We start from the raw sequence: 24,794 nt of genomic DNA, 5'->3' as shown, positions 1-24,794 counted from the left end.
GTCCTGCACGCGCCCCGTGCAGACGGGCCAATTTCCACTGAATTTACAACGCACTTAGGTTGCGATGCAACATAATGCTTGACTTCTGCGTGGGTGAGTGCTTACTCACCCAACATGAGCTCATTGCGTATGACGAGCGACCTGAGGCGTCAATTGATCCTCGGCGCCGCGAAGCGTTGCTTTGCCCGACATGGCTATAACGGCACCACGACGAAGAGCGTGGCGGCTGCCGCTGCCATTTCCGAGGCGCTGCTGTTCAAGCATTTCCCGTCCAAGGCGGCGCTCTACGCCGAGATCCTCAGCGACGAATGCGAGGCCGATCCGGCGCTCACCGAGCTGCTCGAACGGGAGCCTTCGACCGCCACACTGGTCGAGGTGATCCGCGGCATGGTCCAGCATTTCCTGCACATCGCTGATGGTCCCGATCAGGAAGAGGCGCAGCGCCTGCGACTGATGGCCACGAGCCATTTGGATGATGGCGAATTCGCCCGTTTGCTATATGCCAAGATCGAGACGTTGATCGGGGCGATCTTCGTCGCCTCGCTCGAACGTGCCGTTGCTAGCGGTGACGCGCGGCCATGCAGCGGCGAACCGCTCAACCTGTTCTGGTTTGCGCATCACACGGTGATGACCGCAGCGCTGACCAGGCTGCCGGCCCCGCCTTGCCTCGTCTACGGCAAGGCCGAAGACCTCGAGCGGGGACTATGCGAGTTTCTCCTGAGGGGTATTGGACTTAACGACGCCGCAATTGCTTCGCATCTGGGCCGCAATCAGGCCGCGGACGCCGGCAAGGCGGCGATTGCAGAAAGTGCATGACATGAACATCGTAACCGAACACAAGATTTCGGGCGAACCGATCGACAACAAGGCTCCCAAGCGCCCGGTCCGGCCGGTGCTCTGGTTCATCATCGTCGGCACGCTCCTGGCCGTGCTCGTCGGCGGCCTCGTCTGGTTCAATTATTTCCGCGGCCAGATGATCAAGCAGTTCTTCGCCAACAACAAGCCGCCGCCGACCGCCGTCAGCGCCGCCGAGGCGAAGTCCGAGGTGGTGCCGAACCTGCTCACCGCGGTGGGCAGCCTCGTCGCCGTGCATCAGGTCGACGTCAGCGCCGACGTCAACGGCCGCGTCACCGAGATCAAGTTCGAGCCGGGCACGCGCGTCGAGGCCGGCACGCCGCTGGTGCAGCTATTCGATGCGCCGGAGCAGGGCGACCTTGCCAACTACAAGGCCCAGGCGACCGTCGCGCAGCTGTCGCTCGACCGCGCCAAGCAGCTGGCCTCGCGCCAGTTCGGTCCGCAGGCGACCGTCGATTCCGCGCAGGCCGCCTACGACCAGGCGCAGGCCGGCATCGCCAAGACCGAAGCCTTGATCTCGCAGAAACTGGTGCGCGCGCCGTTCGCCGGCGATCTCGGCGTCCGCAAGGTGGAGGTCGGTCAATATCTGACGGCGGGTACGGCGATCGTATCGCTGACCGACCTGTCGGAGCTGTGGGCCAACTTCACCGTGACCGAAAAGGATTCCGGCAGCCTCAAGGTCGGCCAGACTGTCCGGCTCAAGGTCGACGCCTATCCGGGCCGCGTCTTCGAGGGCAAGATCACCACGATCGAGCCGCAGATCTCGACTGACACCCGCAACATCCGCGTGCAGGCGACGATCGCCAATCCGGAGAAGATCCTGAAGCCCGGCATGTTCGTGACCACCACGGTTGTGCTGCCGGACAAGCCGGCCGTGATCACCGTGCCTGAGACGGCGGTCGACTACACGCTGTACGGCGACTCGGTGTTCGTGATCACCGAGAAGAAGGAAGCGGACGGCAAGACCAGCCTCTCCGCGGTGCGCACCTTCGTGCAGACCGGCAACCGGGTCGAAGGTCGCGTCGAAATCCTCAAGGGCGTGAAGCCGGGTGACAAGGTCGTCGCCGTCGGCCAGCTCAAGCTGCAATCGGGCGCGGCGGTGTCGATCTCGACCGATCCGGCCCCGCAGATTCCTGCGCAGCCGCCGCGCTACTGATCCATGACGTTCAAGTGATCCGGCTTGGCCGGATCACTTCTCTTGAGACAAAGAAATCGAGATCGCCGCGATGGCCCTTACCGATATTTTCATCAAGCGCCCGGTTCTGTCGGTCGTCGTCAGCCTTCTGATCCTGCTGATCGGTCTGCGTGCGGCGATGGTGCTGCCGATCCGGCAATATCCCAAGCTGTCTAACACGGTCATCAACATCACGACCGTCTATCCCGGCGCGTCCGCCGACCTGATCCAGGGCTTCATCACGACGCCGATCGAGCAGGCGGTCGCCTCCGCCGAGGGCGTCGACTACATCACCTCGTCCTCGGTGCTCGGCACCTCGACGATCCAGGTCTACATCAAGCTGAACTTCGATCCGAACCAGGCGCTCACCGAGGTGCTGGCGAAGACGAACTCGGTGAAATACCTGATTCCTAAAGAATCCAACGACCCGATCGTGACCAAGACTACCGGCCAGACTACGGCCGTGATGTATCTCGGCTTCTCGTCCGAGGAGCTGTCGGGCTCGGCGATCTCGGACTACCTCACGCGGGTCGTGCAGCCGGTGCTTTCCACTGTCGACGGCGTCGCCTCGGCTGACATTCTCGGCGGCCAGACCTTTGCGATGCGGCTCTGGCTCGATCCTGTGAAGATGGCCGGCCGCAATGTGTCGGCGGCCGACGTTGCGGCGGCGATCGCCGCCAACAACTTCCAATCTGCGGCAGGCCAGACCAAGGGCTACCTCATCGTCTCCAACGTTTCGACGAACACCGACCTGACCAACGTCGAGCAGTTCAAGAAGATGATCGTGAAGGCCAAGGACGGCGGCTTCGTGCGGATGGAGGACATCGCCACCGTCGAGCTTGCCGCCCAGAGCACGAACGCCAGTGTCGCCTTCAACGGCGAGCACGCGATCTTCATCGGTGTGCAGGCGACGCCGCAAGGTAATCCGCTGACGCTGGTCAAGGGTGTCCGCGCGTTGTTCCCCGAGCTCGAACGCAATCTGCCGCCGTCGATGAAGATGAAGGTCGCCTACGACTCGACCAAGTTCATCCAGTCGTCGATCGACGAGGTGGAGAAGACGCTGGGCGAAGCCGTGATCATCGTGATCGTGGTCATCTTCCTGTTCCTGGCCTCGCTGCGATCGGTCATCATTCCCGTCGTCACCATCCCGCTGTCGATGATCGGCGTCTGCACCCTGATGCTGGCGCTGGGCTTCAGCTTCAACCTCTTGACGCTGCTCGCGATGGTGCTGGCGATCGGCCTGGTGGTCGACGACGCCATCGTGGTGGTGGAGAACATCCACCGCCATTTGGAGGAGGGCAAGACGCCGGTCCAGGCGTCGTTGCAAGGCGCGCGTGAGATCGTCGGTCCGGTCATCTCGATGACCATCACGCTCGCCGCTGTGTACGCGCCGATCGGTTTCCTCGGTGGCCTCACCGGTTCGTTGTTCCGCGAATTCGCCTTCACGCTGGCGGGCTCTGTGATCGTGTCGGGCGTGATCGCGCTGACCTTGTCGCCGATGATGTGCTCGGTGCTGCTGAAGAACACCGAAGAGGGCCGCTTCGCCAAGCTCGTGAACCGGGTGTTTGGCGCGATAACGCGCTGGTATGGCCGGAGGCTCGACCGCTCGCTCGACTACAAAGCGATCACCGGCCTGTTCGCGGTGACCATCCTCGGGCTCGTCGGCTTCCTCTACATGCACACCTCGAAGGAGCTGGCACCGGAGGAGGACCAAGGCATCGTGTTCGCGGTGACCAAGGCACCGAAATACGCCAATATCGACTATGTCGATTTCTACGGCGAGAAACTCGACGAGAAATTTCAGCATTTCCCCGAGACCGACCTGCGCTTCGTGCTGAACGGCATCAACGGCCCACAGGGCGGCATCGCCGGCATGCTGCTCAAGCCCTGGGACGAGCGCAAGCGCTCGTCGATCCAGCTGAAGCCGCTGGTCCAAGCCGAACTCTCCAAGATCGAGGGCGTGCAGGCGTTCGCCTTCAACCTGCCGCCGCTGCCGGGCGGACCGGGCGGCCTGCCGGTGCAGATGGTGATCAACTCCACCGCCGGCTTCCAAACGGTCTATGAACAGATGGAGAAGCTGAAGGATGCCGCGCGCAGGAGCGGCATGTTCATCGTCTCCGACAGCGACCTCGCCTATAACCAGCCGAACGTCGAGGTCACGATCGACCGCACCAAGGCGCAGGATCTGGGCGTCAACATGCAGAATCTCGGCTCGACGCTCGCGGTCCTGCTCGGCGGCAACTACATCAACCGTTTCAATCTCGAGGGCCGCTCGTACCAGGTCATTCCGCAGGTGCCGCGCGTCAACCGGCTCTCGCCGGAATCGCTCGGCGGCTATTATGTGGCCACGAACACCGGCCAGCAGCTTCCGCTGTCGACCGTGGTCTCGATCAGGACCAAGACCGACCCGAACTCGCTGACGCACTACAATCAGCTCAATTCGGCGACGTTTTCGGCCGTGCCGATGCCCGGCGTGACCATCGGCGCTGCGGTCGACTTCCTCGAAAGCGAGGCCAAGAAGCTGCCGCAAGGCTTCAGCCACGACTATCTGGCGGACAGCAGACAGTATGTTCAGGAAGGCAACCAGCTCGCGATCACTTTCGGCTTCGCGCTGATCATCATCTTCCTGGTGCTGGCGGCGCAGTTCGAGAGCTTGCGCGACCCGCTGGTGATCATGATCTCGGTGCCGATGGCGATCGTCGGCGCGCTGATCCCGCTGTTCTTTGGCGCCGCGACCATGAACATCTACACGCAGGTCGGTCTTCTGACCCTGGTCGGCCTGATCACCAAGCATGGCATCCTGATGGTGGAGTTCGCCAACGAGCTCCAGGTCAACGAGCGGCTCGACCGCCGCTCGGCTATCGAGATGTCGGCCCGCATCCGCCTGCGGCCGATCCTGATGACGACGGCCGCGATGGTGACCGGCCTGATTCCGCTCTTAACTGCGACCGGCGCGGGCGCGGCCAGCCGCTTCTCGATCGGCCTGGTCGTCGTCGCCGGCATGTCGATCGGCACGCTGTTCACGCTGTTCGTGCTGCCGGCGGTGTACGTGGTGCTGGCGACTGACCACCGTGCTGCGGCCGATTCCGAGCGGAACAAGCAGGTCAACGAGCTCGATCTCGGCGCCAAGGCCCTGCGGCCGACCTGAGACGGCTCGCACGCGAACCAGAGGGCGGCAGCGTCAAAACCGTTGCCGCCCTTTTTCGTTGTGCCCAGCACCGGCCATTCGGCGCCGCAGCATCGGGCGGGGGCGTTCTCGGGCTTGCGAGAGACAAGGTCCGCTCTTCTTGCTAGGTTCCGCCGGATGAGCCTTTCCCTCCATCCCGACACCCCGCAAGCCAGGACGCTGCCGAGCGCGGCGCCGGCTGGTGCTGCCTCCGGCGCGACCGCAGGGCGGGGGATCAGGACGCGGCTGTTCACCAAATATGTTGCGCTGTTCGTGGCCGTCGTCGCCATCGCGCTGCTGGCCAACGGCCTGTTCGAGGTCTTCTTCTATTATCGTGAGCACAAGGCGTCGTTGATCCGGGTCCAGCATGAGCAGGCCGAGGCGGCTGCGGCCAAGATCGGCCAGTTCGTCAAGGAGATCGAGAGCCAGCTCGGCTGGACCACGCAACTGCCGTGGTCGGCGGGCTCGATCGAGCAGCGCCACTTCGACGCGCTGCGGCTCCTGCATCAGGTGCCTGCCATCACCGAGCTTGCCCAGGTGGATTCGACTGGCAAAGAACGGCTGCGGGTCTCGCGGCTGGCGATGGACTCTCTCGAGAGTGGGATCGACCTGTCCGGTGATCCGAAGTTCGCCGAGGCCGTCGCGCACAAGGTCTATTACGGGCCGGTTTATTTCCGCCGGGAGTCCGAGCCCTACATGACGCTGTCATTGGCCGGCGCGCGCAAGGACGCCGGTGTCAGCATCGCCGAGGTCAATCTCAAGCTGATCTGGGACGTGGTTTCGCAGATCAAGGTCGGCGAGCACGGGCATGCCTATGTCGTTGGCCCCGAGGGCCGCTTGATCGCGCATCCCGACATCAGCCTCGTGCTGCGCAACACCGACATGTCCAGCCTCGCCCAGGTACGCGCCGCTCAGGCTGCCGGCGGCACGATGCCGGATGCGCTCGAGGAAGCGCGCAACATCCAGGGCCAGAAGGTCTTGACGGCATCGGCTCCCATCGAGCCGCTGCACTGGACCATGTTCGTTGAGCTGCCGGTCGAGGAGGCCTATGCATCGCTCTACGCTTCGCTGCAGCGGCTCGCGATCGTGCTGCTCGCGGCGTCGATCTTCGCGGTGCTCGCGGGGATTTTCCTCGCGCGCCGCATGGTCGGGCCGATCCAGGCGCTACGCAGCGGCGCCGAAAGGATCGGCGGTGGCGACTTCTCCCAGCGCATCTCGATCCGGACGGGTGACGAGCTCGAAGGGCTTGCCGACCAATTCAACGACATGGGCGCGCGTCTTCAGGAATCCTATGCGGACCTCGAAAACAAGGTGGAACGGCGAACGGCGGAATTGAGCGAGTCCTTGCAGCAACAGACGGCGACCGCCGATGTGCTGAAGGTCATCAGCCGTTCGACATTCGATCTGCAAACCGTGCTAAACACGCTTGTCGGATCGGCGGCCCGCTTGTGTGACGCCGACGAGGGGACGATCTTTCGACCTCGCGATGGCGTCTTCTACCTGGCGGCAAGCTGCGGGCTTGATGTGGAGCAGGAAAACAAGCTTCGCACATTCGCTCCCGTACCCGAACGCGGAAGTGTGGTCGGGCGCACGCTGCTTGAGACCAGGACGGTTCATGTCCCGGATGTGCAGGCCGACCCGGACTATGCCCCCTCGTCCGCGCGAAGGCGTTCTAACGTACGTACGATGCTTGGTGTCCCCCTCCTTCGAGAGGGAACGCCGATCGGCGTATTCGTTCTGACGCGGCACATGGTGCGGCCCTTCAGTGAGAAACAAATAGAACTCGCCACGACCTTTGCAGACCAAGCCCTTATCGCGATTGAGAATGTCCGGTTGTTCGAGGAGGTTCAGGAACGCACGACAGAGCTGTCGCGATCCCTCGACGATCTGCGCACCGCGCAAGACCGGCTTGTCCAGACCGAAAAGCTCGCTTCCCTCGGCCAGCTCACGGCCGGCATCGCTCACGAGATCAAGAACCCGCTCAACTTCGTCAACAATTTCTCCGCTCTCTCGACCGAGCTGATTGACGAGCTCAAAGAGGTGCTCGAAGCGGCAAGCCTCGACGGCAAGACCAAGGCAGAGGTCGAGGAGCTCACCCACATGCTCAAGGGCAACCTCGAGAAGGTGGTGCAGCACGGCAAGCGGGCCGATTCCATCGTCAGGAACATGCTGTTGCATTCGCGCGAGGGCTCCGGCGAGTATCGCGCGGTCGACATCAACGCCGTCGTGGAGGAGAGCCTCAATCTCGCCTATCATGGCGCGCGGGCCGAACGGCCGTCCTTCAACGTCACGCTCCAGCGCGCGCTCGATCCCGCCGCCGGCATGGCCGGCATCTATCCGCAGGAGATCACGCGCGTTCTCCTCAACCTGATTTCCAATGGCTTCTACGCCGCGGCCAAGCGCATGGAGAGCGGCGGAGACGCCTTCGAGCCAACCTTGAGTGCGACCACGAAAAACCTCGGCGACAGGATCGAGATCCGGATCCGCGACAATGGCACCGGGATTTCCCCCGAGGTGATGGAGAAGATGTTCAATCCCTTCTTCACCACCAAGCCGGCCGGCGAGGGCACCGGACTCGGCCTGTCCATGAGCCATGATATCGTCGTGAAGCAGCACGGCGGCACCATCGACGTGAACACCGAGCCCGGTGTATTTACCGAATTCATCATCACCCTGCCGCGCACGATGGCGGCAGGCGGCACGTCCGGAGGGAAGCCTTGAACGTTTACATCCTGGTCGTCGACGACGAGCCCGACGTCGAGGCGCTGTTCCGGCAGCAGTTCCGGCGCGAGCTGCGTGCCGGCCGCTTCCAGATGGAGTTCGCCGCCTCCGCGCCCGATGCGCTCAAGCGTGCCGCCGAAATTCGCGACCCCTCGTTGATCCTGATCCTGTCCGACATCAACATGCCCGGCATGAGCGGGCTGGACATGCTGCCAAAGGTGCGCGCCGCGCATCCGGACGTTCCCGTGATCATGATCACGGCCTATGGCGATGCCGAGACGCGGCGGAAGGCGATCGAGCGCGGCGCCGTCGGGCTCCTCACCAAGCCTATTGACTTTGCCCTGCTGCGGCAGGAGATCGACACGAGGCTCGAGCAAGCCGCATGAGTGCGACCATCCTCTTCGTCGACGACGAGCCGGATCTCGAGGCGCTGGTCCTGCAAAAGTTCCGCAGGCAGATTCGCGACGGAGAGGTGACTCTCATGTTCGCGCGCGACGGCCTGGAGGCGCTGGCCTCGCTCGAACAGAATCCGCAGGTCGACATGGTGGTCTCCGACATCAACATGCCCCGGATGGACGGGCTGTCGCTGCTGGCGAAGCTCCAGGAGGCCGAGGACAAGAAATCGACCATCATCGTCTCCGCCTACGGCGACATGAGCAACATCCGAACCGCCATGAACCGCGGCGCGTTCGACTTCCTGACCAAGCCGATCGACTTCGCCGATCTGGAAGCCACGATCGGGAAGACCATCCGTCACATCGAGATGCTGCGCGAGGTGCGGCGACGCCAGATGGAAGCTGAGCGGGCCCATGCCGCGCTATCGCGTCATTTCTCGCCCGAGCTTGCCAAGCGTCTGGCCGCCAGCGGCGAGGGCGAGGGAATCGAAGTACAGTGGCGGGATGTCGCCACCATTTTCACAGACATTACGGGCTTCACCTCGCTGGTCGAGACCGCCCCGCCCGAGGCATTGGGCAAGCTGCTCAACGAGTATGTCGGCGGCATGACCGAGGTCGTCTTCGCTCACGAGGGGACGGTTGCAAAGATCATCGGCGATGCGATCCAGGTGCTCTTCAACGCGCCCGGGGATCAGCCGGATTATGCCACGCGCGCGGTCGCCTGCGCCCACGCGCTCGATGCCTGGGCGGAGGAGTTTCGCGCGCGGCAGCATGCCCTAGGCATTACCTTCGGTGCCACCCGTATCGGCATTCACGCCGGGCCGGCGCTGGTCGGTAATTTCGGCGGCAACCGCTACTTCGATTACACCGCGTATGGAGATTCCATCAACATCGCGGCGCGGCTGGAGGCCGCCAATAAGCATCTGGGGACGCGCATCTGCGTCAGCGCCAGCGTTGCGGAGTCAGCTGAGAATTTTCAAGGGCGCCCCGTGGGGGAGCTGATGCTGCGCGGACGCAGCGAGCCGTTGCGCGCGTTCGAGCCGCTGCCACAAGCCAAATTCGAAGCGCCGGCAACGGCGCTGTATGCGGAGGCTTTCGCCAAGATGGCGGCCGGCGACGCCGCGGCCATGCCGGCCTTTGCCGCGCTGGTCGGGATGCACGCCGACGATTCCCTGGCCGGCTTTCACCTGAAGCGGCTGCTCAACGGCGCCAAGGGCATTCGCATGCAGCTTGAATAGGAGTTCGTCATGATCCGTGAGTTCTCTGCCGGCAATTACCGCTTCATTCCGTCGGTGTTTCAATATTCAGCGGGCGCCGCCGCGGATGATGGCTACGAGATCGAGCGTGTCCGCTTCGATCGCCTGGTCCCGCTTGCGGAAGGGTTTGCGCTGGCGGCAAAGTTCATCCAGGAGGCAGGCCGTCCGCTGACGGCGTTCTGCGCCTGCGAGCTTCGCTCGCCGGCGGCCTTCAGCGAGGAAGGCTTTCGCGCGTTCAACCTGCATTATGTGAAGACACTCGCTGAATGGGGCATCTTCGACGGCACGACCAATCCGGTGGCGCGCAGTAATGTCTGTCCAGAGATCGATCCGCCGTCCGAACCCTCGTTCTATGCGTTCTCCTTCACGCGACCGACCCGCTCCAAGGCGCCGTCATTCGTGATCGCCGGCGGCGCCGAGGCGCGCGAAGGCGGCGGGACCTATGTCGAGCGTACCGTGCGCTATCGTGATCTCAGCCCGGAGGGGCTGCGGGACAAGGTGCGCTTCACCACCGCGCAGATGGAGACCCGGATGGCGGCCTTCGGCTTCGGCTGGAAGGACACGACCGGCGTGCAGGCCTATTCCGTCCACGACTTCCACCATGCCCTCGTCGACGAGCTGGTTCGCCACGGCGCGCTGCGCTCCGGCCTGACCTGGCATTTCGCCCGCCCGCCGGTGGTCGATCTCGAATACGAGATGGATTGCCGCCGCGTGATGCGGGAAGCGGTGATCTGAGTTCCTCATCCAGACGAGCGGCCATCAGGCCGCGTCTCGAAGGATGGCCGCGAGCGACGGCCTTCATGGTTCGAGACGCGCGCGAAGGGGCGCGCTTCTCACCATGAGGAACTTCTACCGCTGCCTTGGATCGAGCGCGTCGCGCAGGCCGTCGCCGAGCAGGTTCAGCGACAGCACCACGAGGAAGATCGCAAGTCCCGGCCAGATCGCCATCCACGGCGCCTGTGTCAGGAAGCGTTGCGCGGCGTTGAGCATGCTGCCCCAGGACGGCGCCGGCGGCTGCTGGCCGAGACCGAGGAAGGACAGCGCGGCCTCGGCGATGATGGCGGCGGCGATCGAGAGCGTCGCCTGCACCAATAGCGCGGGCAGGATGTTCGGCAGGATATGCGAGAGCGCGATCCGCCACGGCGGATTGCCGAGCGCGCGCGCAGCCTCGACGTAGTCCTCGGCCTTGACGACGAGCACCTGGCCGCGGGTCAGGCGGACGAAGATCGGCGTCGCCGAAATGCCGATCGCAATCATGGCATTGCCGAGGCTCGGTCCGAGGAACGCCGCGAGCGCGATCGCCAGGATCAGGAACGGGCAGGCCAGCATCGCGTCCGTGATCCGGCTGATCAGCGCATCGATGAAACCGCCGCGATAACCGGCGAGGAGACCGAGCGGCACGCCGATGCCGAGCGCAATCGCAACCGAGATGAGGCCCGCGAGCAGCGAGGCGCGCGCACCGTAGACGACCCGGCTGAGAATGTCGCGGCCGAGCTCGTCGGTGCCGAACCAGTGCGCCGCATTGGGCGGCTTGCGCACCAGGCTCCAGCTCGTCGCGATGGGATCATAGGGCACGACGAGTGGGGCAAGCACGGCGAGCGCGATGAACATCGTGAGCACGACCAGCCCGAACACCGCCGCCTTGCGCTTGAACAGCCGCCGACGTGCACGGCGGGCCGGGCTATCCAGCTCGTCAGCTTGCGTGAGAGGGCCGGGCAGCGCGGCATCGGTCATGGATCTAGCCCCGCAGCCGCGGATTGACGAGGATATAGGCGATGTCGGCAACGAGGTTCAGCGTGATGTAGATCGTAGCCGTCACCAGCACCACGCCCTGCACCACGGCATAATCGCGGTTGAAGACGGCATCCACGATCAGCTTGCCGAAGCCGGGAATGGAGAAGATCTGCTCGGTCAGAACGGCGCCGGACAGCAGCGTGCCGAGCTCGAGCGCGCCGAGCGTGATGACGGGCGTCAGCGCATTGCGCATGGCGTGCTTGAGGATTACGGAGCGCTCCAGGAGTCCCTTGGCGCGCGCGGTGCGGACGTAGTCGCTCTCCAGCACCTGGAGCATGGCGCTGCGCGTATGCCGCATCAGGACCGCGGCAATCGCATTTCCGAGCACGAAAGCCGGCATGATGGTGGCAGCTAAGCTCGCGCGCCAGTTCTCGGTGAGCGGCACGTAGCCGGACGCCGGCAGCCAGCCGAGCTCGATCGAGAACAGGAAGATCAGCATGATCCCGAGCCAGAAATTCGGCGTCGAGATGCCCCACAGCGCAAACAGGTTCGCGCCATAGTCCCAGGCCGAACCTTTCCTCACGGCGGCGACGATGCCGGCGGGAATGCCGATCAGGAAGGCGATCACGATCGCCATCGAGCCGAGCTGCAATGTCACCGGCAGCTTCTGCGCGATCAGCTCACGCACCGGCATCTTGTTGCGCAGCGACTCCCCGAAATCGCCCGAGAGCACGCCCTTGATCCAGTACGCGTATTGCACCGGGATGGGCTGATCGAGCCGGTACTGGCGGCGGATCTGCTCGATCACGGCCGGATCGCGCTCTTCGCCCGCCATCACCAGCGCAGGGTCGCCCGGCAGCAATTGCTGCAGCGAGAAGATCAGCACCGAGACGAAGAACAGCGTCGGCACGATCTGCACGAGTCGGCGGGCGAGAAAGTTCAACATCCTCGCAGCGTCACTTCAGCTTGAGTCCGACCACGCGCACAAGGCCGTCGGGCATCTGCTTGTAGCCTTCGAGCCTGGTCGTGTGCGCGATGATGATGCGGCGGTGGTAGATGTAAAGGAGCGGCTCCTCCTCCTGGACCAGTTTGGCGAGCGTCTCATAGCTCGCTTTGCGCTTGGCGGGATCGGTGACCAGCCGCGCGTCTTCCAGCGCCTTGTCGGCTTGCGGATTGTTCCACGCGCCGTAGTTCTGCGGCGCGCCACTATGCAGGAACACGAAAGTGTTGCCATCGGGGTCGACGCGGCCGCTCCAGGCGAGCATGTAGGCCTGATAGTCGCCGGCCTCGGCCTGCTTCAGCCCGGTTGCGAATTCGGTGAGGCGTATCTTCATGTCGAAGCCGGCTTCGGCCGCCATCGACTGGATCACCTGCGCAGGCGTCTCGGTCTCGGCGCCCTTGGGCACCAGGAAGTCGACGCTGACCGGCGGCGTCACGCCGGCTTCCTTCAACAGCGCCTTGGCCTTCTCGACGTTGCGGGGACGGACCGGAAGCGATTTCTGATAGTAGGGATGATCGGGGTTGACCCATTGATTGCCGACCTGAAACTCGCCGTTGAACACGACCTGGTTGATCGCCTCGCGATCGATGGCGAGGTCGAGCGCCTGCCGTACCTTGGCGGATTGGCTGAGCGGGCCCTTGGCCTTGTCCTTGCCGATGTTGAGCGTGATGCCCTGATACCCGAGCTCGATCGCGGTCGCGACCTTCAGACGCGAGTCGGCGCGCACCTCCTTCAGATCAGTGGCGAGCACGCGCTCGATCAGGTCGAGGCCGCCGGATTTCAGGTTCGCGAGCCGCACGGTGGCATCGACGATCGGCTGGAACACGATCTTGTCGATGAAGACATTGTCCTTGTTCCAATAATCGGCGAACTTCTCGAACACGATGCGGTCCTGCTGCACCCGCTCGACGAATTTGTAGGGGCCGGCGCAGACCGGGCGCAGGCCGAACTTGTCGCCGGCTTCCTTCGCCGCTTTCGGCGACATCATCATCCCGGCGCGGTCGGTGAGCTGGGCGAGCAGCGGCGAGAATGGCGACTTCAGCACCAGCTTGACGGTGAGGGGATCGACGACCTCGATGTGATCGACCGAGGCGAGCTCGGGCTTGCGGAACGAGCCGGGGAACGTCAGATGGCGCTCCAGTGAGAATTTTGCGGCCTCGGCATCGAACGGCTCGCCGTCGTGGAATTTCACGCCGGGGCGCAGCTTGATGACGAGGCCCTTGCCGTCGTCGACGGTCTCGCTCGACAGCGCGAGCTGCGGCACGATGTTGAGCTTCTCGTCGATGTCGAACAGTTTGTCGCAGAAGGCGGAGAACACGATGCGGCCGACATAGGTGCGCGCCATCGTGGGGTCGAGGATATCAGGGTCTTCGGCGAGGCCGATGCGCAAGCTGGTCTGGGCCTGCGCGGCTCCGATCGACAACAGGACAGCGGCGGCAATTGCGGCCAGGCGAAACATCTTCATCGGCAATCCCCATTGTTTCGGCTATTTCGTTGCGGGCGCGGCGTCTTGTATACCAACCCCGGTGGGGCTCCCGCCTTCCGTCTTTTGGCTGAAGGCCGCCACCAATTTTGCAAGCGCCGGCGAAAACCCGCCGGCCGCCGGCAGAATGGCATCGGCAGACGGCAGCTCCGCGGTGCGGTGACAGGCGGTGGCGTGGCCCGTGCCGTCGGCCAGGAGCGCCGGTGCCTCGTTGCGGCAGCGCTCGATCACGAACGGGCAGCGGGTGTGGAAGCGGCAGCCGGTGGGTGGATTGAGCGCGCTCGGGATTTCGCCCTCCAGCAGGACCGTCGTTCGCTTTGCCTTCGGTTGGGGTAACGGGATCGCGGACAGCAGCGCCCGGCTATAGGGATGACGTGGCGAGGCGAACAACGCGTCGGCCTCCGCCGTCTCGACGATCTGGCCGAGATTCATCACCGCCACGTGGTCGGCGATGTGCTTGACCACGGCGAGGTCGTGCGAGACGAAGATGTAGGCGAGGCCAAGCCGGTCCTGGAGCTCGCGCAGCAGGTTGAGGATCTGCGCGCGGATCGAGACATCGAGCGCCGAGACCGGCTCGTCGCAGATGATCAGCTTCGGCTCGACCGCGAGCGCGCGGGCGATGGCGATGCGCTGGCGCTGGCCGCCGGAGAATTCGTGCGGATAGCGCCGCGCCAGGCGCGGCTCCAGCCCGACCAGCCGCAGCAGGTCGGCGACGCGCGCGCGCCGCTGCGCGGGCGGCATGAGATCGTGCAGGGCCAGCGGCTCGGTCAGGATCTGGCCGACGGTCATGCGCGGATTGAGCGAAGCGTAGGGGTCCTGGAAGATGATCTGCGCGTCGCGGCGGAAGGCGCGTAAGCCGCCGGCGTCGAGTGCGAGCAGGTCGCGCCCGTCGAACCGCACCGTGCCTGCGTCCGGCTCGATCAGCCGCAGCACCAGACGGCTGACGGTGGATTTGCCGCAACCGGATTCGCCGACGAGCGCCAACGTCTTTCCAGCGTCAAGTGAGAAGGAAACGCCATCGACCGCCTTGACGTGCGCCAGCGGCCGGCCGAACAGCGAACGCTCGGTGACGAAATGCTTGACCAGACCCCTGACTTCGAGCAACGCCATCACGACACCAAACGTTCGAGCGGCGCGCGGATGCAGCGCGAGAGGTGGCCGGGGCCGACTTCGATCAATGGCGGCGGTGCATGGGTGCAGGCCTCCAGCACGAAGGGGCAGCGCGCGGCGAAGCGGCAGCCGGCCGGTGGCTGCGCCATGTTCGGGACCATGCCTTCGATCGTCGCAAGCTGTTCGGCGCGATGGTCGAGCCGCGGGATCGAGCCGAGCAGGCCGACGGTGTAGGGATGCTGAGGCGCCGAGAACAAGTCGTCGACCGGGGCGCGCTCGACGATCTCGCCGGCATACATCACCGCGACCTCGTCGCACACTTCTGCAACGACGCCGAGATCGTGGGTGATCAGGATGATGGCGGCGCCGCTCGCGGCTTTCAGCTCGCGCATCAATTCCAGGATCTGCGCCTGCAAGGTGACGTCGAGTGCGGTGGTCGGCTCATCGGCGATCAAGAGGTGCGGATCGCAGGCCAGCGCCATCGCGATCATCACGCGCTGGCGCATCCCGCCGGAGAGCTTGTGCGGATAGTCGTCGATCCGACGCTCGGGCGAGGGGATATGGACGCGGCGCAGCAGCTCGATCGCCCGCTCGCGCGCGCTGCGACGCGAGCCGCCGCGATGGCGCAAGATGGTCTCGATGATCTGGTCGCCGATGGTGAAGCTCGGGTTGAGCGAGGTCATCGGCTCCTGGAAGATCATCGCGAGCCGGTTGCCGCGTAGGTCGCGCAGGGTCTGGTCCGGCGTCTGCAGGAGATCGAGGCCGTCGAACCGGATCGCGCCGGATATCTCCGCGCTTTGCTTCGGCAAAAGGCCCATGATGGCCAGTGACGTCACGCTCTTGCCGCAGCCGGATTCGCCGACGAGGCCGAGCGTCGCGCCGTTGGCGACGCTGAGATCGACGCTGTCGACCGCATGGGTGATGCGGCCGTCGTCGCCGTGGAAGCGGATGCGCAGGTCCCTGATCTCGATGAGGGGGCTCGCGCTCATGATCGTCTTGCGCGCGCGGCGTTGATGCTGGCGTCGATGACGCTGCGGTCGGTGTTGCCGGCCGGATTCTGCCGCGTCGGCATCGACGCGCGAAAGTGCACCCAGAGCTCATGGCTGACGCTTTCGAGCCGTTCGAGCTCGCCGAGCGGATCGGGATGATCGTCGGCGCGAATGTCCAGCGCCGGCCATTCCTCCTCGCCATGGATCAAGAGCGCAGCCGACTGCTTGCCGCGCTTGTCGCCGCCGGCGGCTTCCCCTGCGCGCATCGCCGCGAGGAGGCGGCGCGGGAAGGGCAGGCTGTCGTTGGCGATATAGGTCTTTGCCGTCTCGGCGAGCACGTCGGCGCCCGCGAGCATATTGCCGGCGACCGAGTAGCCACTGCCTGCGATATGCCCGCACCAGTCGACGCAGTCGCGCCCGGTATGTGCGGCGATCGCGCCGCTCGCATCCATGATGTGGACCTGCCGGCTCTCGCGGCCGTCGTCCACCGCGAGCAGCGCGGCGAGCACGCCATGCGCGTTGAGGCGCTCGCGTAAGAGCTTCACCCCGTCGATGCCGTAATAGGGATTGACGAATGCCTGTGTCGCGATGGCGCCGAGACCGGCGGCAATATACGGCACGCGTGCGCCGACGGCGAAGAACCGGGTCGCAACCGCGATGCCGAACTGGCCGGTGGCAGGATCTTTCGCGATGATCGACCAGGTCATATGCTGCCTATCAGCGTCCCGCGGCGTAACCTTGCATGCCGCGCGGATTGGCGGCGGCGCGCCGGCGCGGACCGACACGGGAGGCCGCGGTGAGGCGGCCTTCGGACCAGTCGGGACCGACCTCGACGATATGCCCGCGCTCGCGCAGATTCTCGATCGTCGCCTTCGGCACGCGGTTCTCGACCACGAGCACGCCGGGACGCGCGGTGCGCGGCCAGAACGAGATCGGGAAATGCTCGGAGTGCCAGGCTGGCGCGTCGATGGCTTCCTGCAGATTGAGATTGCAATGGACGTGGCGCAGGAAGAATTGCGTGATCCACTGATCCTGCTGGTCGCCGCCGGGCGAGCCCCAGGCGAGGTAGGGCTCGCCATCGCGCAGCGCCATGGTGGGCGACAGCGTGGTGCGTGGCCGCTTGCCCGGGGCGAGCGAACTGGGTTGGTTCTCCTCCAGATCGAACATTTGTGCGCGGCTGCCGAGGCAGAAACCCAATTCGGGAATGACAGGCGAGGATTGCAGCCAGCCTCCCGACGGCGTCGAGGACACCATGTTGCCAGCCTTGTCGATGATGTCGAAATGCACGGTGTCGCCGCGTACTTCGCCGAAGCGCCCCACAGTCGGTTCACCGGCGCCTAAAGCGCCGACGGCCTCGCGTTGGCCTTCAGCGCGGCGCAGCTTGACCACGCCGCCAAGGCCCTCGATCGCGCCGGGCCGGAGATCGAGCGAAGCCTTGTCGGTGACGAGCTTGCGGCGCTCGTCGTTATAGGCGTCCGACAGCAACGTTGTGATCGGGATCTCGCTGAATTTTGGGTCGCCGTAGAATTTTTCGCGGTCGGCGAAAGCGAGCTTGGCGCACTCGATCTGCAGATGGATGAACTCGGGTCCGGCCGGATCGAGGCCGTCGAGCGCAAAGCCCTTCAGCAGTGCGAGCTGTTGCAGCGTCACCGGGCCCTGGCTCCAGACACCGGCCTTGCAGACGGTGTAGCGGCCATAGTCGTAGGTAAGGGGCGCCTCTACCGTCGGCTGCCAGCGCGCCATGTCGTCGGCCGAGAGCACGCCGCGATGCGGCGAGCCGCTGACGTCCATCACTTCCTGGGTCCGGCAGAACTTGTCGATGGCCTCGGCGACAAAGCCTTGCGACCAGGCTTTGCGCGCGCGCTCGATCTCGGCGTCGCGGTCACCGCCGCCGCTCTCGGCCTCGCTGAGAATCCGGGTGTAGGTCGCAGCCAGCGTCTTGTTGGTGAACAGCGTACCCGGCTTCGGCACCTCTCCGTTCGGCAGGTAGACGGCGGCGGAGGTTGGCCAATGCTTGCGGAACAACTGCTCGACGGTCTGGATCGTGGCGCAGGCGCGCTCGACCAGCGGGTAGCCGTCGCGGGCGTAGGAGATCGCCGGCTCCAGCACGTCGCGTACGCGCATCGTACCGTAGTCGCGCAGCAGCATCATCCAGGATTCGAAGGTGCCGGGGACGCAGGCGGCGAGCAGGCCGGTGCCCGGCACCATGTCGAGGCCTTCGCTCTTGTAATGCGCGATGGTGGCGCGCGCCGGGGCCGGGCCCTGGCCGCAGATCACCTCGGTGCGGCCGCGCTTGACGTCGTGCACGATGACCGGCACGTCGCCGCCTGGGCCGTTCAGGTGCGGCTCGACCACCTGGAGCGTGAAGGCGGTGGCGACGCCGGCGTCGAAGGCGTTGCCGCCCTTCTCGAGGATGGCCATGCCGACAGCGGTCGCGATCCAGTGTGTGGTGGCGACGACCCCGAACGTGCCCTCGATCTCGGGGCGCGTCGTGAAGGGATCGGGATTGATCTTGCTGGTCATGGGCTTCCTCATTTGCGGCGCGCGCAATTGATCACAGCGGCAGGCCGCCGCCAAATGCGCAGGCTGCATGGCACGCGCGCGTCACGCCGGGACCGGCGCGGCGTTAACTGCGTGGCAGGCGACGCCGTCGATCAGTTCCGGGGTCTCCTTGCGGCAGAGATCGAACGCCAGCGGACAGCGCGGATTGAAGGCGCAGCCGGAGGGCGGGTTGATCGGGTTCGGGATCTCGCCCTTCACGGGGATACGCTGGCGACCGCTCATGGCAAGATCAGGCACGGCGCCCAGCAGCATCTTGGTGTAGGGCATGCGCGGATTGGCGAACAGCTCGCGCCCCTCCGCGATCTCGACGATGCGGCCGAGATACATCACGCCGACGCGGCTCGCCATGTGGCGGACCACGGCAAGGTTGTGGCTGATGAACATGTAAGTCAGGCCGAACTTGTCCTGGAGGTCGCGCATCAGGTTGAGAATCTGCGCCTGCACCGAGACGTCGAGCGCCGAGGTCGGCTCGTCGCAAACGATGAACTCGGCATCAGATGCGAGCGCCCGTGCAATCGCGATGCGCTGGCGTTGGCCCCCGGAGAATTCGTGCGGAAATTTCAGCCGGTCGTCGGGATGCAGGCCGACCAGGGTGAGCAACTCGCCGACGCGGGCCTGGATGTCGCGCTCGCCCTGGATCAGGTCGAAAGCGCGGATCGGCTCGGAGATGATGGCATCGACGCGGAAGCGCGGGTTCAGGCTCGCATAGGGATCCTGGAAGATCATCTGGATGCGGCGGCGAAGCTTTCGCCGCGCCGGCGCCTGCCGCGGATCAGTCATCGAGATGCCGTCGATCAGGACGTCGCCGGCGCTCGGCGGCAGCAGGCCCACGACCATCCGTGCCACCGTGGTCTTGCCCGAACCGGACTCGCCGACCAGCGCAAACGTCTCACCCTTCCTGATATCGAAGGTGACGTGATCGACCGCCTTGAGATATTCGAGGTGCCCGCCCTCGAGCACGCGGTTGAGCCAGGGTTTTGAGACGTCGAATACCCGGCGCAGATTTGTGGCCTGAACGAAGGGGGCGCTCATGCTGCGCTCTCCGCCGGTACGCTGTCGTAGAGATGGCAGGCGACCGATTGTGCGCCGCGCGGCAGTGGCTCCGGCCGCTCGACCCGGCAGCGGTCGAAGGCGAAGGCACAGCGCGGATTGAACGAACAGCCGCGGGGGATCGCCGACAGGCGCGGCATCGAACCGGGAATCTGCTGCAGGCGTTTGTCGTCGCCGGCAAGCGTCGGGATCGCGCCCATCAGACCCTTGGCGTAAGGGTGCAGTGGATTTCTGACGACATCCTGAACCGGTCCGATCTCGGCGACCCGGCCGGCATACATCACCGCGACGCGGTCCGAGGTCTCCGCGATCACGCCCATGTCGTGCGTCACCAGCATCACGGCAGTGCCGTGGTCGCGGCCGAGCCGCTTGATCAGCGAGATGATCTGCGCCTGCACGGAGACGTCGAGCGCGGTGGTCGGCTCGTCGGCGATGATCAGCTCGGGTTCGGCGCAGATCGCGAGCGCAATCACGACGCGTTGGCGCATGCCGCCGGAGAATTCATGCGGATAGCCGTCGATGCGCTTTTCCGGCGCCGGAATGCCGACCTCGGCCAGCAGGTCGATGGCGCGGCGGCGGGCGGCCGTCTCGGACAGGTTCAGATGGGTCCTGATCGTCTCGATGATCTGGTCGCCGACCCGGTAGAGCGGATTGAGCGAGGTGAGGGGGTCCTGGAAGATCATGCCGATCCGCTTGCCACGGATGCGGCGCATCTCCTCCGGCGGCAGATTGTCGATGCGGCTGCCGGCGAGATGAATCTCGCCGCCGGCGATGCGGCCGGGGGGATCGATCAGGCCGATCACGGCGAGGCCGGTGACGGATTTGCCGGCGCCGGATTCGCCGACCACGCCCAGCACTTCGCCCTTGGCGATGTCGAAGGAGACCCCGTCGATAGCGCGCAGCGTGCCGCGGCGGGAAGCGAATTCCACCTGAAGGTTGCGCACGGAGAGAATGGTTTCGGTCATGAGCGAGGCGTACTCATCGAGGTGTTGCTCATCGGAGTTTCGGGTTGAGCGCGTCGCGCAACCAGTCGCCGAGCAGGTTGATCGACAGGATCAACCCAGCCAGCGCGAGGCCCGGGAAGGCGACGATCCACCATTCGCCGGCGAACAGATAGTTGTTGCCGATGCGGATCAGCGTGCCGAGTGAGGGCATCGTGTCGGGCAGGCCGACGCCGAGGAAGGATAGCGTCGCCTCGGTGATGATGGCCAGCGCCAGGTTGATGGTGGCGATGACCAGGATCGGACCCATCGTGTTCGGCAGCACGTGCCGCAGCATGATCTTCGGCGCGGGCAGGCCGATCAACTGCGCGGCGGCCACGTAATCCTTGTTCTTCTCGACCATCACGGAGCCGCGCACCGTTCGGGCATACCCTACCCAGAAACTCAGGCCGATCGAGATCACCAGCACCACCAGCATGCTGGTGGCATCCAGCCGGTTGCCAAAGATCGATTTCGCGATGCCGTTGACCAGAAGCGCGATCAGAATGGCGGGGAAGGTGAGCTGCACGTCGGCGATCCGCATGATCACGCCATCGACCGCGCCGCCGAAATAGCCGGCGATCAGGCCGAGCGCGATGCCGAGCGCGCCGGCGAAGATCACGCCGGCAACGCCCACCGCGAGCGAGATGCGCATCCCGTAGAGGATGGCGGAGAACACGTCGCGGCCCTGCTCGTCGGTGCCGAGCAGGAAGGGGCTCTGACCGTCGGCGGTCCACAGCGGCGAGATGCGCGAATTCATCAACTGGAGCTGCGCCGGATCGAACGGGTTCTGCACCGCGAGGGCGGAGGCAAAGATCGCGAGCAGGAAGAACAGCACGGTAATGGCCGCCGCCACCATGGTCAGCTTGGAACGGCGGAACGAATAGAAGATGTCGCTGTCGAGCGCGCGGCTCAGCCAGCTGCGGCCGGCATGCGCGGGCGGCGCGCTCTGCTGGTCGGGATTGGAGGCGACTGCGTCGGACATGCAGGGCTGCCTTATGTGGCGCGGCCGACGGTCGCGCGCAGGCGCGGGTCGACCACGGTGTAAAGAATGTCGACCACCAGATTGATGGTGACGAAGATCAGCGAAACCATCAGCAGATAGGCGGCCATGATCGGGATGTCGACGTTTTGCACGGCCTGCACGAATAGAAGTCCCATGCCCGGCCATTGGAACACGGTCTCGGTGATGATCGAAAAAGCAATAACCGAGCCAAACTGAAGTCCGGCCACCGTGATCACGGGAATCAGCGTGTTCTTCAGCGCGTGGCCGAAATGGATGGCGCGGGTGGTCAGCCCCCGGGCGCGGGCGAAGCGGATATAGTCGGTTCGCAGCACTTCCAGCATCTCCGCGCGCACCAACCGCATGATCAAGGTCATCTGGAACAGGCCGAGGGTGATCGAGGGCATGATCAATGCCTTCAATCCCGACAGCGTGAGCAGGCCCGTGCTCCACCAACCGAGCTTGACCACCTCGCCGCGGCCGAACGAGGGCAACCAGCCCAATGTCACAGCGAACAGATAGATCAGGAGAATGCCGATCAGGAAAGTCGGCAACGAGATGCCTATAAGCGAAACCGCCTGGAATAATTTGGTCAGCATGGTGTCGCGCCGGAGCGCCGAATAGACGCCCATCAGGATGCCGAACACCATTGCAAACACGGTGGCGCAGATCGCGAGTTCCAGCGTGGCGGGCATACGCTCCATCAACAGCGTCGAGACCGGCTGGCGGAACTGATAGGAGACGCCGAACTTGAACTGCGCGGCATCGGCGAAATAGCGCGCGAACTGCACCGGCACGGGGTCGTCGAGGCCGAGCGATTTGCGCACGATTTCGCGTTCGGCCGCCGACGTGTCGATCGAGACGATCTGGTTGACGGGGTCGCCGGCGAAACGGAACATCGAGAAGGCGATGATGCCGACGGCGAACATGACGCCGATGGCCTGAACGGCGCGGCGAAGAGTGAAAGCGAGCATGCCTTCCACTATCCTTGGGTGTGCGTGCGGCCGACGACTTTGTCAGCCGGAAAAGGAAAGGTCCCGGACGCCTGGCGCGCCGGGACCTCGTGTTCAACTGATGCTATTCCTTCTTGGTCGCCCAGTGGAACATCACCAGGTTGTCGGCGCGCTGCGGCAGGTTGACGTTTTTCGATACGCCCCAGGCCAGTGCCTGCTGATGCAGCGGGATGTAGGCCCAGTCCTTGATGCTGATTTCGTAGGCCTGCTTGATCAGCTGGTTGCGCTTGGCGGTGTCGGTTTCGACCAGCACCTTGTCGGTGATCGCGTCGAACTCCTTGTTGCAATAGCCGCCGAGATTGGCCTCGCCGCGCGAGGATTTCGCATCGTCGCGGCAGCCCATGATGTCGTAGAGCACGTTGTGAGAGTCCATCGTGCTCGGCGTCCAGCCCAGCAGATAGAACGAGGTCTGGTAGCCGCCCTGTTTGAGCACCTTGGCGAAGTATTGCGCCTTCGGCTGCGCCAAGAGATTGATCTTGACGCCGATGCGGGCAAGCATGCCGACGACGGCCTGGCAGATTGCGGCGTCGTTGACGTAGCGATCGTTCGGGCAGTCCATCGTGACCTCGAAGCCATCAGGGTAGCCGGCTTCAGTCAGGAGCTTCTTGGCGCCGTCAGGGTCGAATTTCGGTCGTGTGAACTCCTTGGACAGCGCGAACAGTTCCGGCGCGATCATCAGGGCCGACGGCGTCGACAGCCCGCGCATCACGCGCGTCTTGATCAACTCGATGTCGATCGCCTTGTAGAAGGCTTCGCGGACACGGGCGTCCTTGAACGGGTTCTTGCCCTTGATGTTGGAGTAGAGCAGTTCGTCGCGGGTCTGGTCGAAGCCGATGAAGATGGTGCGCAGCTCCGGCCCCTTCAGCACCTGGGCGTTCGGGCTGGAATCGACGCGGGAGATGTCCTGGATCGGCACCGGCTCGATGACGTCGACTTCGCCCGAAAGCAGTGCGGCGACGCGCGTGGCATCGGAGGAGATCGGGGTGAAGATGATCTCCTTCAAATTACCTTCCATCTTGCCCCAGTAATTGGGATTCGCCTTGAACACCGTCTTCACGCCGGGCTGATGGCTTTCGATGATGAAGGGACCGGTGCCGTTCTCGTGCAGCGAGGCGTAGCTCGGCGTGGTCGCCGCCACCGGCGTCGGATCGACGACGTTGTTCTCCTCGGCCCATTTCTTGTCCATGATGTACCAGACATCCCACGAATTATGCAGGATGGGATTGGGCGAGGGCAGGACGAAATCGACGGTGTAGTCGTCGACCTTGACGACCTTGACGTCGGGCGCAAGGCGGGTCTGCATATTGGACCCCTTCTTGCGGACGCGATCGGCGGAGAACACGACGTCGTCGGCGGTGAAGGGGTCGCCGTTGTGGAATTTCACGCCCTTGCGCAAATGAAAGCGCCAGCGGGTCGGCTCGGGGGTTTCCCAGCTCTCCGCCAGCGCCGGAATGATCTTGAGCTCTTTGTCGCGCGCGGTGAGGCCTTGATAGACGTGACCGAGATGGGCGTGGGTCGTGCTCTCGTTGAGCGTATAGGGGTCAAGGGACTTCAGGTCACCCTGGTTGGCATAACGTAGTGTCTGGCTCGACGCCGGCGTGACCGCCAACGCAAGCGTACCGGCGAGCGTCGCCGCAAACAGACTTCGACATACTGACATTCTTGACCCTCTCCACACCGCCGCGCCGGTGGTTTTTGATTGTTCGGCCGGCCGATTAGTCCATGTTGCCCAGAGTTCTCGATCGGTGCAAGCGCCATTCCAGCAAGGAACGCGCCAAGTTGCGCCGCTGTGCAGCAATGCTGACCAGCGAATTGGGGGGGGGAGGCCTGGTGGGAGATATTCGACTTTCGACCTGTGAATTTCCCCGGATCAGGGCGGTGACGCCTTCGCTGCGGGGCGTCGCCAAGGGGTTGATTGACCATACCCCTCGATTGCGGAAACCGGCACCTTGCCGTCCGCCTCAGGTCGCTTGCGTTGCACACCGTGTCGCGGCGATACTCCGCCGGGCCGCTCGAATCTCATCTGGAGGGGACATGAAAGTAAACATCGAAATCGACTGCACCCCTCTCGAGGCCCGCCAGTTCTTCGGCCTGCCTGACGTGGGGCCGATGCAGACGGCGGTGATGGACAAGTTGCAGCAGCAGGTGCTCAGCAACATCGAGAAGGTTTCGCCGGAATCGCTGATCCAGAGCTGGTTCACGTTCGATCCGAAGATCGCCGAGCGATTTCAGGATATGTTCGTCACGATGGCCGGCCTCGGCGGCACGCGCAGCAGCGACAAGAAAAAATAGTGTCGCCCGGA

General features: G+C 64.5%; 20 protein-coding genes. 8 read left to right on the top strand and 12 right to left on the bottom strand.

All coding sequences use genetic code 11. The features are described 5' to 3' along the window. Window positions 1-114: 114 nt before the first annotated feature. From UNPA324_RS14125 to cnbZ, 7 genes are all read left to right on the top strand, one after another. Window positions 115-816 carry a TetR/AcrR family transcriptional regulator gene (locus UNPA324_RS14125; protein WP_141934937.1) on the top strand — a complete coding sequence of 234 codons (702 nt, stop codon included), beginning with the start codon at window positions 115-117 and terminating at the stop codon, window positions 814-816. Window position 817: 1 nt separating this feature from the next. Then, a complete protein-coding gene (locus UNPA324_RS14120) occupies window positions 818-2,011 on the top strand; it encodes an efflux RND transporter periplasmic adaptor subunit (protein ID WP_141934936.1) in 1,194 nt (397 codons plus the stop codon). Between the two features lie 70 nt (window positions 2,012-2,081). Continuing rightward, complete coding sequence (locus UNPA324_RS14115) at window positions 2,082-5,177, top strand: MexW/MexI family multidrug efflux RND transporter permease subunit (RefSeq protein WP_141934935.1); 3,096 nt, start codon at window positions 2,082-2,084, stop codon at window positions 5,175-5,177. A gap of 156 nt (window positions 5,178-5,333) precedes the next feature. Further along, window positions 5,334-7,916 (top strand): sensor histidine kinase, encoded by a 2,583-nt coding sequence (locus tag UNPA324_RS14110; RefSeq protein ID WP_141934934.1) that lies wholly within the window; start codon window positions 5,334-5,336, stop codon window positions 7,914-7,916. After that, window positions 7,913-8,302 carry a response regulator gene (locus UNPA324_RS14105; RefSeq protein ID WP_128916953.1) on the top strand — a complete coding sequence of 130 codons (390 nt, stop codon included), beginning with the start codon at window positions 7,913-7,915 and terminating at the stop codon, window positions 8,300-8,302. Before UNPA324_RS14110 ends, UNPA324_RS14105 begins: the two co-directional genes overlap by 4 nt. Further along, window positions 8,299-9,549 (top strand): adenylate/guanylate cyclase domain-containing protein, encoded by a 1,251-nt coding sequence (locus UNPA324_RS14100; RefSeq protein WP_128916954.1) that lies wholly within the window; start codon window positions 8,299-8,301, stop codon window positions 9,547-9,549. Before UNPA324_RS14105 ends, UNPA324_RS14100 begins: the two co-directional genes overlap by 4 nt. A 9-nt stretch (window positions 9,550-9,558) precedes the next feature. After that, window positions 9,559-10,302, top strand: coding sequence for a 2-amino-5-chloromuconate deaminase CnbZ (gene cnbZ / locus UNPA324_RS14095; protein ID WP_128916955.1), 744 nt, complete (start codon window positions 9,559-9,561; stop codon window positions 10,300-10,302). 114 nt (window positions 10,303-10,416) lie between these two features. Here cnbZ and UNPA324_RS14090 read toward each other — a convergent pair whose 3' ends face one another. From UNPA324_RS14090 to UNPA324_RS14035, 12 genes are all read right to left on the bottom strand, one after another. Beyond that, window positions 10,417-11,301 carry an ABC transporter permease gene (locus UNPA324_RS14090; RefSeq protein WP_141934933.1) on the bottom strand — a complete coding sequence of 295 codons (885 nt, stop codon included), beginning with the start codon at window positions 11,299-11,301 and terminating at the stop codon, window positions 10,417-10,419. A gap of 4 nt (window positions 11,302-11,305) precedes the next feature. Further along, on the bottom strand, window positions 11,306-12,247 hold the full coding sequence (locus tag UNPA324_RS14085; protein ID WP_141934932.1) for an ABC transporter permease: 942 nt from the start codon (window positions 12,245-12,247) through the stop codon (window positions 11,306-11,308). Between the two features lie 10 nt (window positions 12,248-12,257). Beyond that, window positions 12,258-13,766, bottom strand: a complete 1,509-nt coding sequence (locus tag UNPA324_RS14080) for an ABC transporter substrate-binding protein (protein WP_141934931.1) — start codon at window positions 13,764-13,766, stop codon at window positions 12,258-12,260. A gap of 21 nt (window positions 13,767-13,787) precedes the next feature. After that, window positions 13,788-14,894, bottom strand: a complete 1,107-nt coding sequence (locus tag UNPA324_RS14075) for an ABC transporter ATP-binding protein (protein WP_181769393.1) — start codon at window positions 14,892-14,894, stop codon at window positions 13,788-13,790. Beyond that, window positions 14,894-15,883, bottom strand: a complete 990-nt coding sequence (locus UNPA324_RS14070; protein WP_128916960.1) for an ABC transporter ATP-binding protein — start codon at window positions 15,881-15,883, stop codon at window positions 14,894-14,896. Before UNPA324_RS14070 ends, UNPA324_RS14075 begins: the two co-directional genes overlap by 1 nt. Then, entirely contained in the window at window positions 15,880-16,590 is a 711-nt protein-coding gene (locus UNPA324_RS14065; RefSeq protein WP_141934929.1) for a DUF1028 domain-containing protein, read from the bottom strand. The genes UNPA324_RS14070 and UNPA324_RS14065 overlap by 4 nt, the downstream gene beginning before the upstream one ends. 10 nt (window positions 16,591-16,600) lie before the next feature. Continuing rightward, window positions 16,601-18,406 carry a gamma-glutamyltransferase family protein gene (locus tag UNPA324_RS14060; RefSeq protein ID WP_141934928.1) on the bottom strand — a complete coding sequence of 602 codons (1,806 nt, stop codon included), beginning with the start codon at window positions 18,404-18,406 and terminating at the stop codon, window positions 16,601-16,603. An 81-nt stretch (window positions 18,407-18,487) separates the two neighbouring features. Further along, window positions 18,488-19,477, bottom strand: coding sequence for an ABC transporter ATP-binding protein (locus UNPA324_RS14055; RefSeq protein WP_141934927.1), 990 nt, complete (start codon window positions 19,475-19,477; stop codon window positions 18,488-18,490). Continuing rightward, window positions 19,474-20,460, bottom strand: a complete 987-nt coding sequence (locus tag UNPA324_RS14050) for an ABC transporter ATP-binding protein (protein WP_128916964.1) — start codon at window positions 20,458-20,460, stop codon at window positions 19,474-19,476. The genes UNPA324_RS14055 and UNPA324_RS14050 overlap by 4 nt, the downstream gene beginning before the upstream one ends. Before the next feature lie 28 nt (window positions 20,461-20,488). Next, the gene (locus UNPA324_RS14045) at window positions 20,489-21,460 is read right to left on the bottom strand and encodes an ABC transporter permease (protein ID WP_128916965.1); all 972 of its coding nucleotides are present in this window, start codon (window positions 21,458-21,460) and stop codon (window positions 20,489-20,491) included. 11 nt (window positions 21,461-21,471) lie between these two features. Continuing rightward, the gene (locus tag UNPA324_RS14040) at window positions 21,472-22,452 is read right to left on the bottom strand and encodes an ABC transporter permease (RefSeq protein ID WP_141934926.1); all 981 of its coding nucleotides are present in this window, start codon (window positions 22,450-22,452) and stop codon (window positions 21,472-21,474) included. A gap of 103 nt (window positions 22,453-22,555) precedes the next feature. After that, a complete protein-coding gene (locus UNPA324_RS14035; RefSeq protein ID WP_141934925.1) occupies window positions 22,556-24,151 on the bottom strand; it encodes an ABC transporter substrate-binding protein in 1,596 nt (531 codons plus the stop codon). A gap of 374 nt (window positions 24,152-24,525) precedes the next feature. On the opposite strand from UNPA324_RS14035, the gene UNPA324_RS14030 reads away from it, so the two are divergent. Beyond that, window positions 24,526-24,783 (top strand): DUF6489 family protein, encoded by a 258-nt coding sequence (locus tag UNPA324_RS14030; protein ID WP_028135213.1) that lies wholly within the window; start codon window positions 24,526-24,528, stop codon window positions 24,781-24,783. The last annotated feature ends 11 nt before the right edge of the window (window positions 24,784-24,794 follow it).

The sequence above is a fragment of the Bradyrhizobium sp. UNPA324 genome (assembly GCF_006658635.1).
Lineage (GTDB): Bacteria > Pseudomonadota > Alphaproteobacteria > Rhizobiales > Xanthobacteraceae > Bradyrhizobium > Bradyrhizobium nanningense.
Note: the sequence above shows the minus strand (reverse complement) of the source record. Positions and strands in the feature narration are given on the sequence as shown.

What these genes read in the sequence shown, in the direction of transcription:
- UNPA324_RS14040 (WP_141934926.1), bottom strand. Translation starts at nt 22,452, where the DNA reads ATGCTCGCTTTCACTCTTCGCCGCGCCGTTCAGGCCATCGGCGTCATG.
- UNPA324_RS14110 (WP_141934934.1), top strand. Translation starts at nt 5,334, where the DNA reads ATGAGCCTTTCCCTCCATCCCGACACCCCGCAAGCCAGGACGCTGCCG.
- UNPA324_RS14085 (WP_141934932.1), bottom strand. Translation starts at nt 12,247, where the DNA reads ATGTTGAACTTTCTCGCCCGCCGACTCGTGCAGATCGTGCCGACGCTG.
- UNPA324_RS14075 (WP_181769393.1), bottom strand. Translation starts at nt 14,894, where the DNA reads ATGGCGTTGCTCGAAGTCAGGGGTCTGGTCAAGCATTTCGTCACCGAG.
- UNPA324_RS14050 (WP_128916964.1), bottom strand. Translation starts at nt 20,460, where the DNA reads ATGACCGAAACCATTCTCTCCGTGCGCAACCTTCAGGTGGAATTCGCT.
- UNPA324_RS14120 (WP_141934936.1), top strand. Translation starts at nt 818, where the DNA reads ATGAACATCGTAACCGAACACAAGATTTCGGGCGAACCGATCGACAAC.
- UNPA324_RS14115 (WP_141934935.1), top strand. Translation starts at nt 2,082, where the DNA reads ATGGCCCTTACCGATATTTTCATCAAGCGCCCGGTTCTGTCGGTCGTC.
- UNPA324_RS14080 (WP_141934931.1), bottom strand. Translation starts at nt 13,766, where the DNA reads ATGAAGATGTTTCGCCTGGCCGCAATTGCCGCCGCTGTCCTGTTGTCG.
- cnbZ (WP_128916955.1), top strand. Translation starts at nt 9,559, where the DNA reads ATGATCCGTGAGTTCTCTGCCGGCAATTACCGCTTCATTCCGTCGGTG.
- UNPA324_RS14090 (WP_141934933.1), bottom strand. Translation starts at nt 11,301, where the DNA reads ATGACCGATGCCGCGCTGCCCGGCCCTCTCACGCAAGCTGACGAGCTG.
- UNPA324_RS14065 (WP_141934929.1), bottom strand. Translation starts at nt 16,590, where the DNA reads ATGACCTGGTCGATCATCGCGAAAGATCCTGCCACCGGCCAGTTCGGC.
- UNPA324_RS14125 (WP_141934937.1), top strand. Translation starts at nt 115, where the DNA reads ATGAGCTCATTGCGTATGACGAGCGACCTGAGGCGTCAATTGATCCTC.
- UNPA324_RS14035 (WP_141934925.1), bottom strand. Translation starts at nt 24,151, where the DNA reads ATGTCAGTATGTCGAAGTCTGTTTGCGGCGACGCTCGCCGGTACGCTT.
- UNPA324_RS14055 (WP_141934927.1), bottom strand. Translation starts at nt 19,477, where the DNA reads ATGAGCGCCCCCTTCGTTCAGGCCACAAATCTGCGCCGGGTATTCGAC.
- UNPA324_RS14045 (WP_128916965.1), bottom strand. Translation starts at nt 21,460, where the DNA reads ATGTCCGACGCAGTCGCCTCCAATCCCGACCAGCAGAGCGCGCCGCCC.
- UNPA324_RS14030 (WP_028135213.1), top strand. Translation starts at nt 24,526, where the DNA reads ATGAAAGTAAACATCGAAATCGACTGCACCCCTCTCGAGGCCCGCCAG.
- UNPA324_RS14100 (WP_128916954.1), top strand. Translation starts at nt 8,299, where the DNA reads ATGAGTGCGACCATCCTCTTCGTCGACGACGAGCCGGATCTCGAGGCG.
- UNPA324_RS14060 (WP_141934928.1), bottom strand. Translation starts at nt 18,406, where the DNA reads ATGACCAGCAAGATCAATCCCGATCCCTTCACGACGCGCCCCGAGATC.
- UNPA324_RS14070 (WP_128916960.1), bottom strand. Translation starts at nt 15,883, where the DNA reads ATGAGCGCGAGCCCCCTCATCGAGATCAGGGACCTGCGCATCCGCTTC.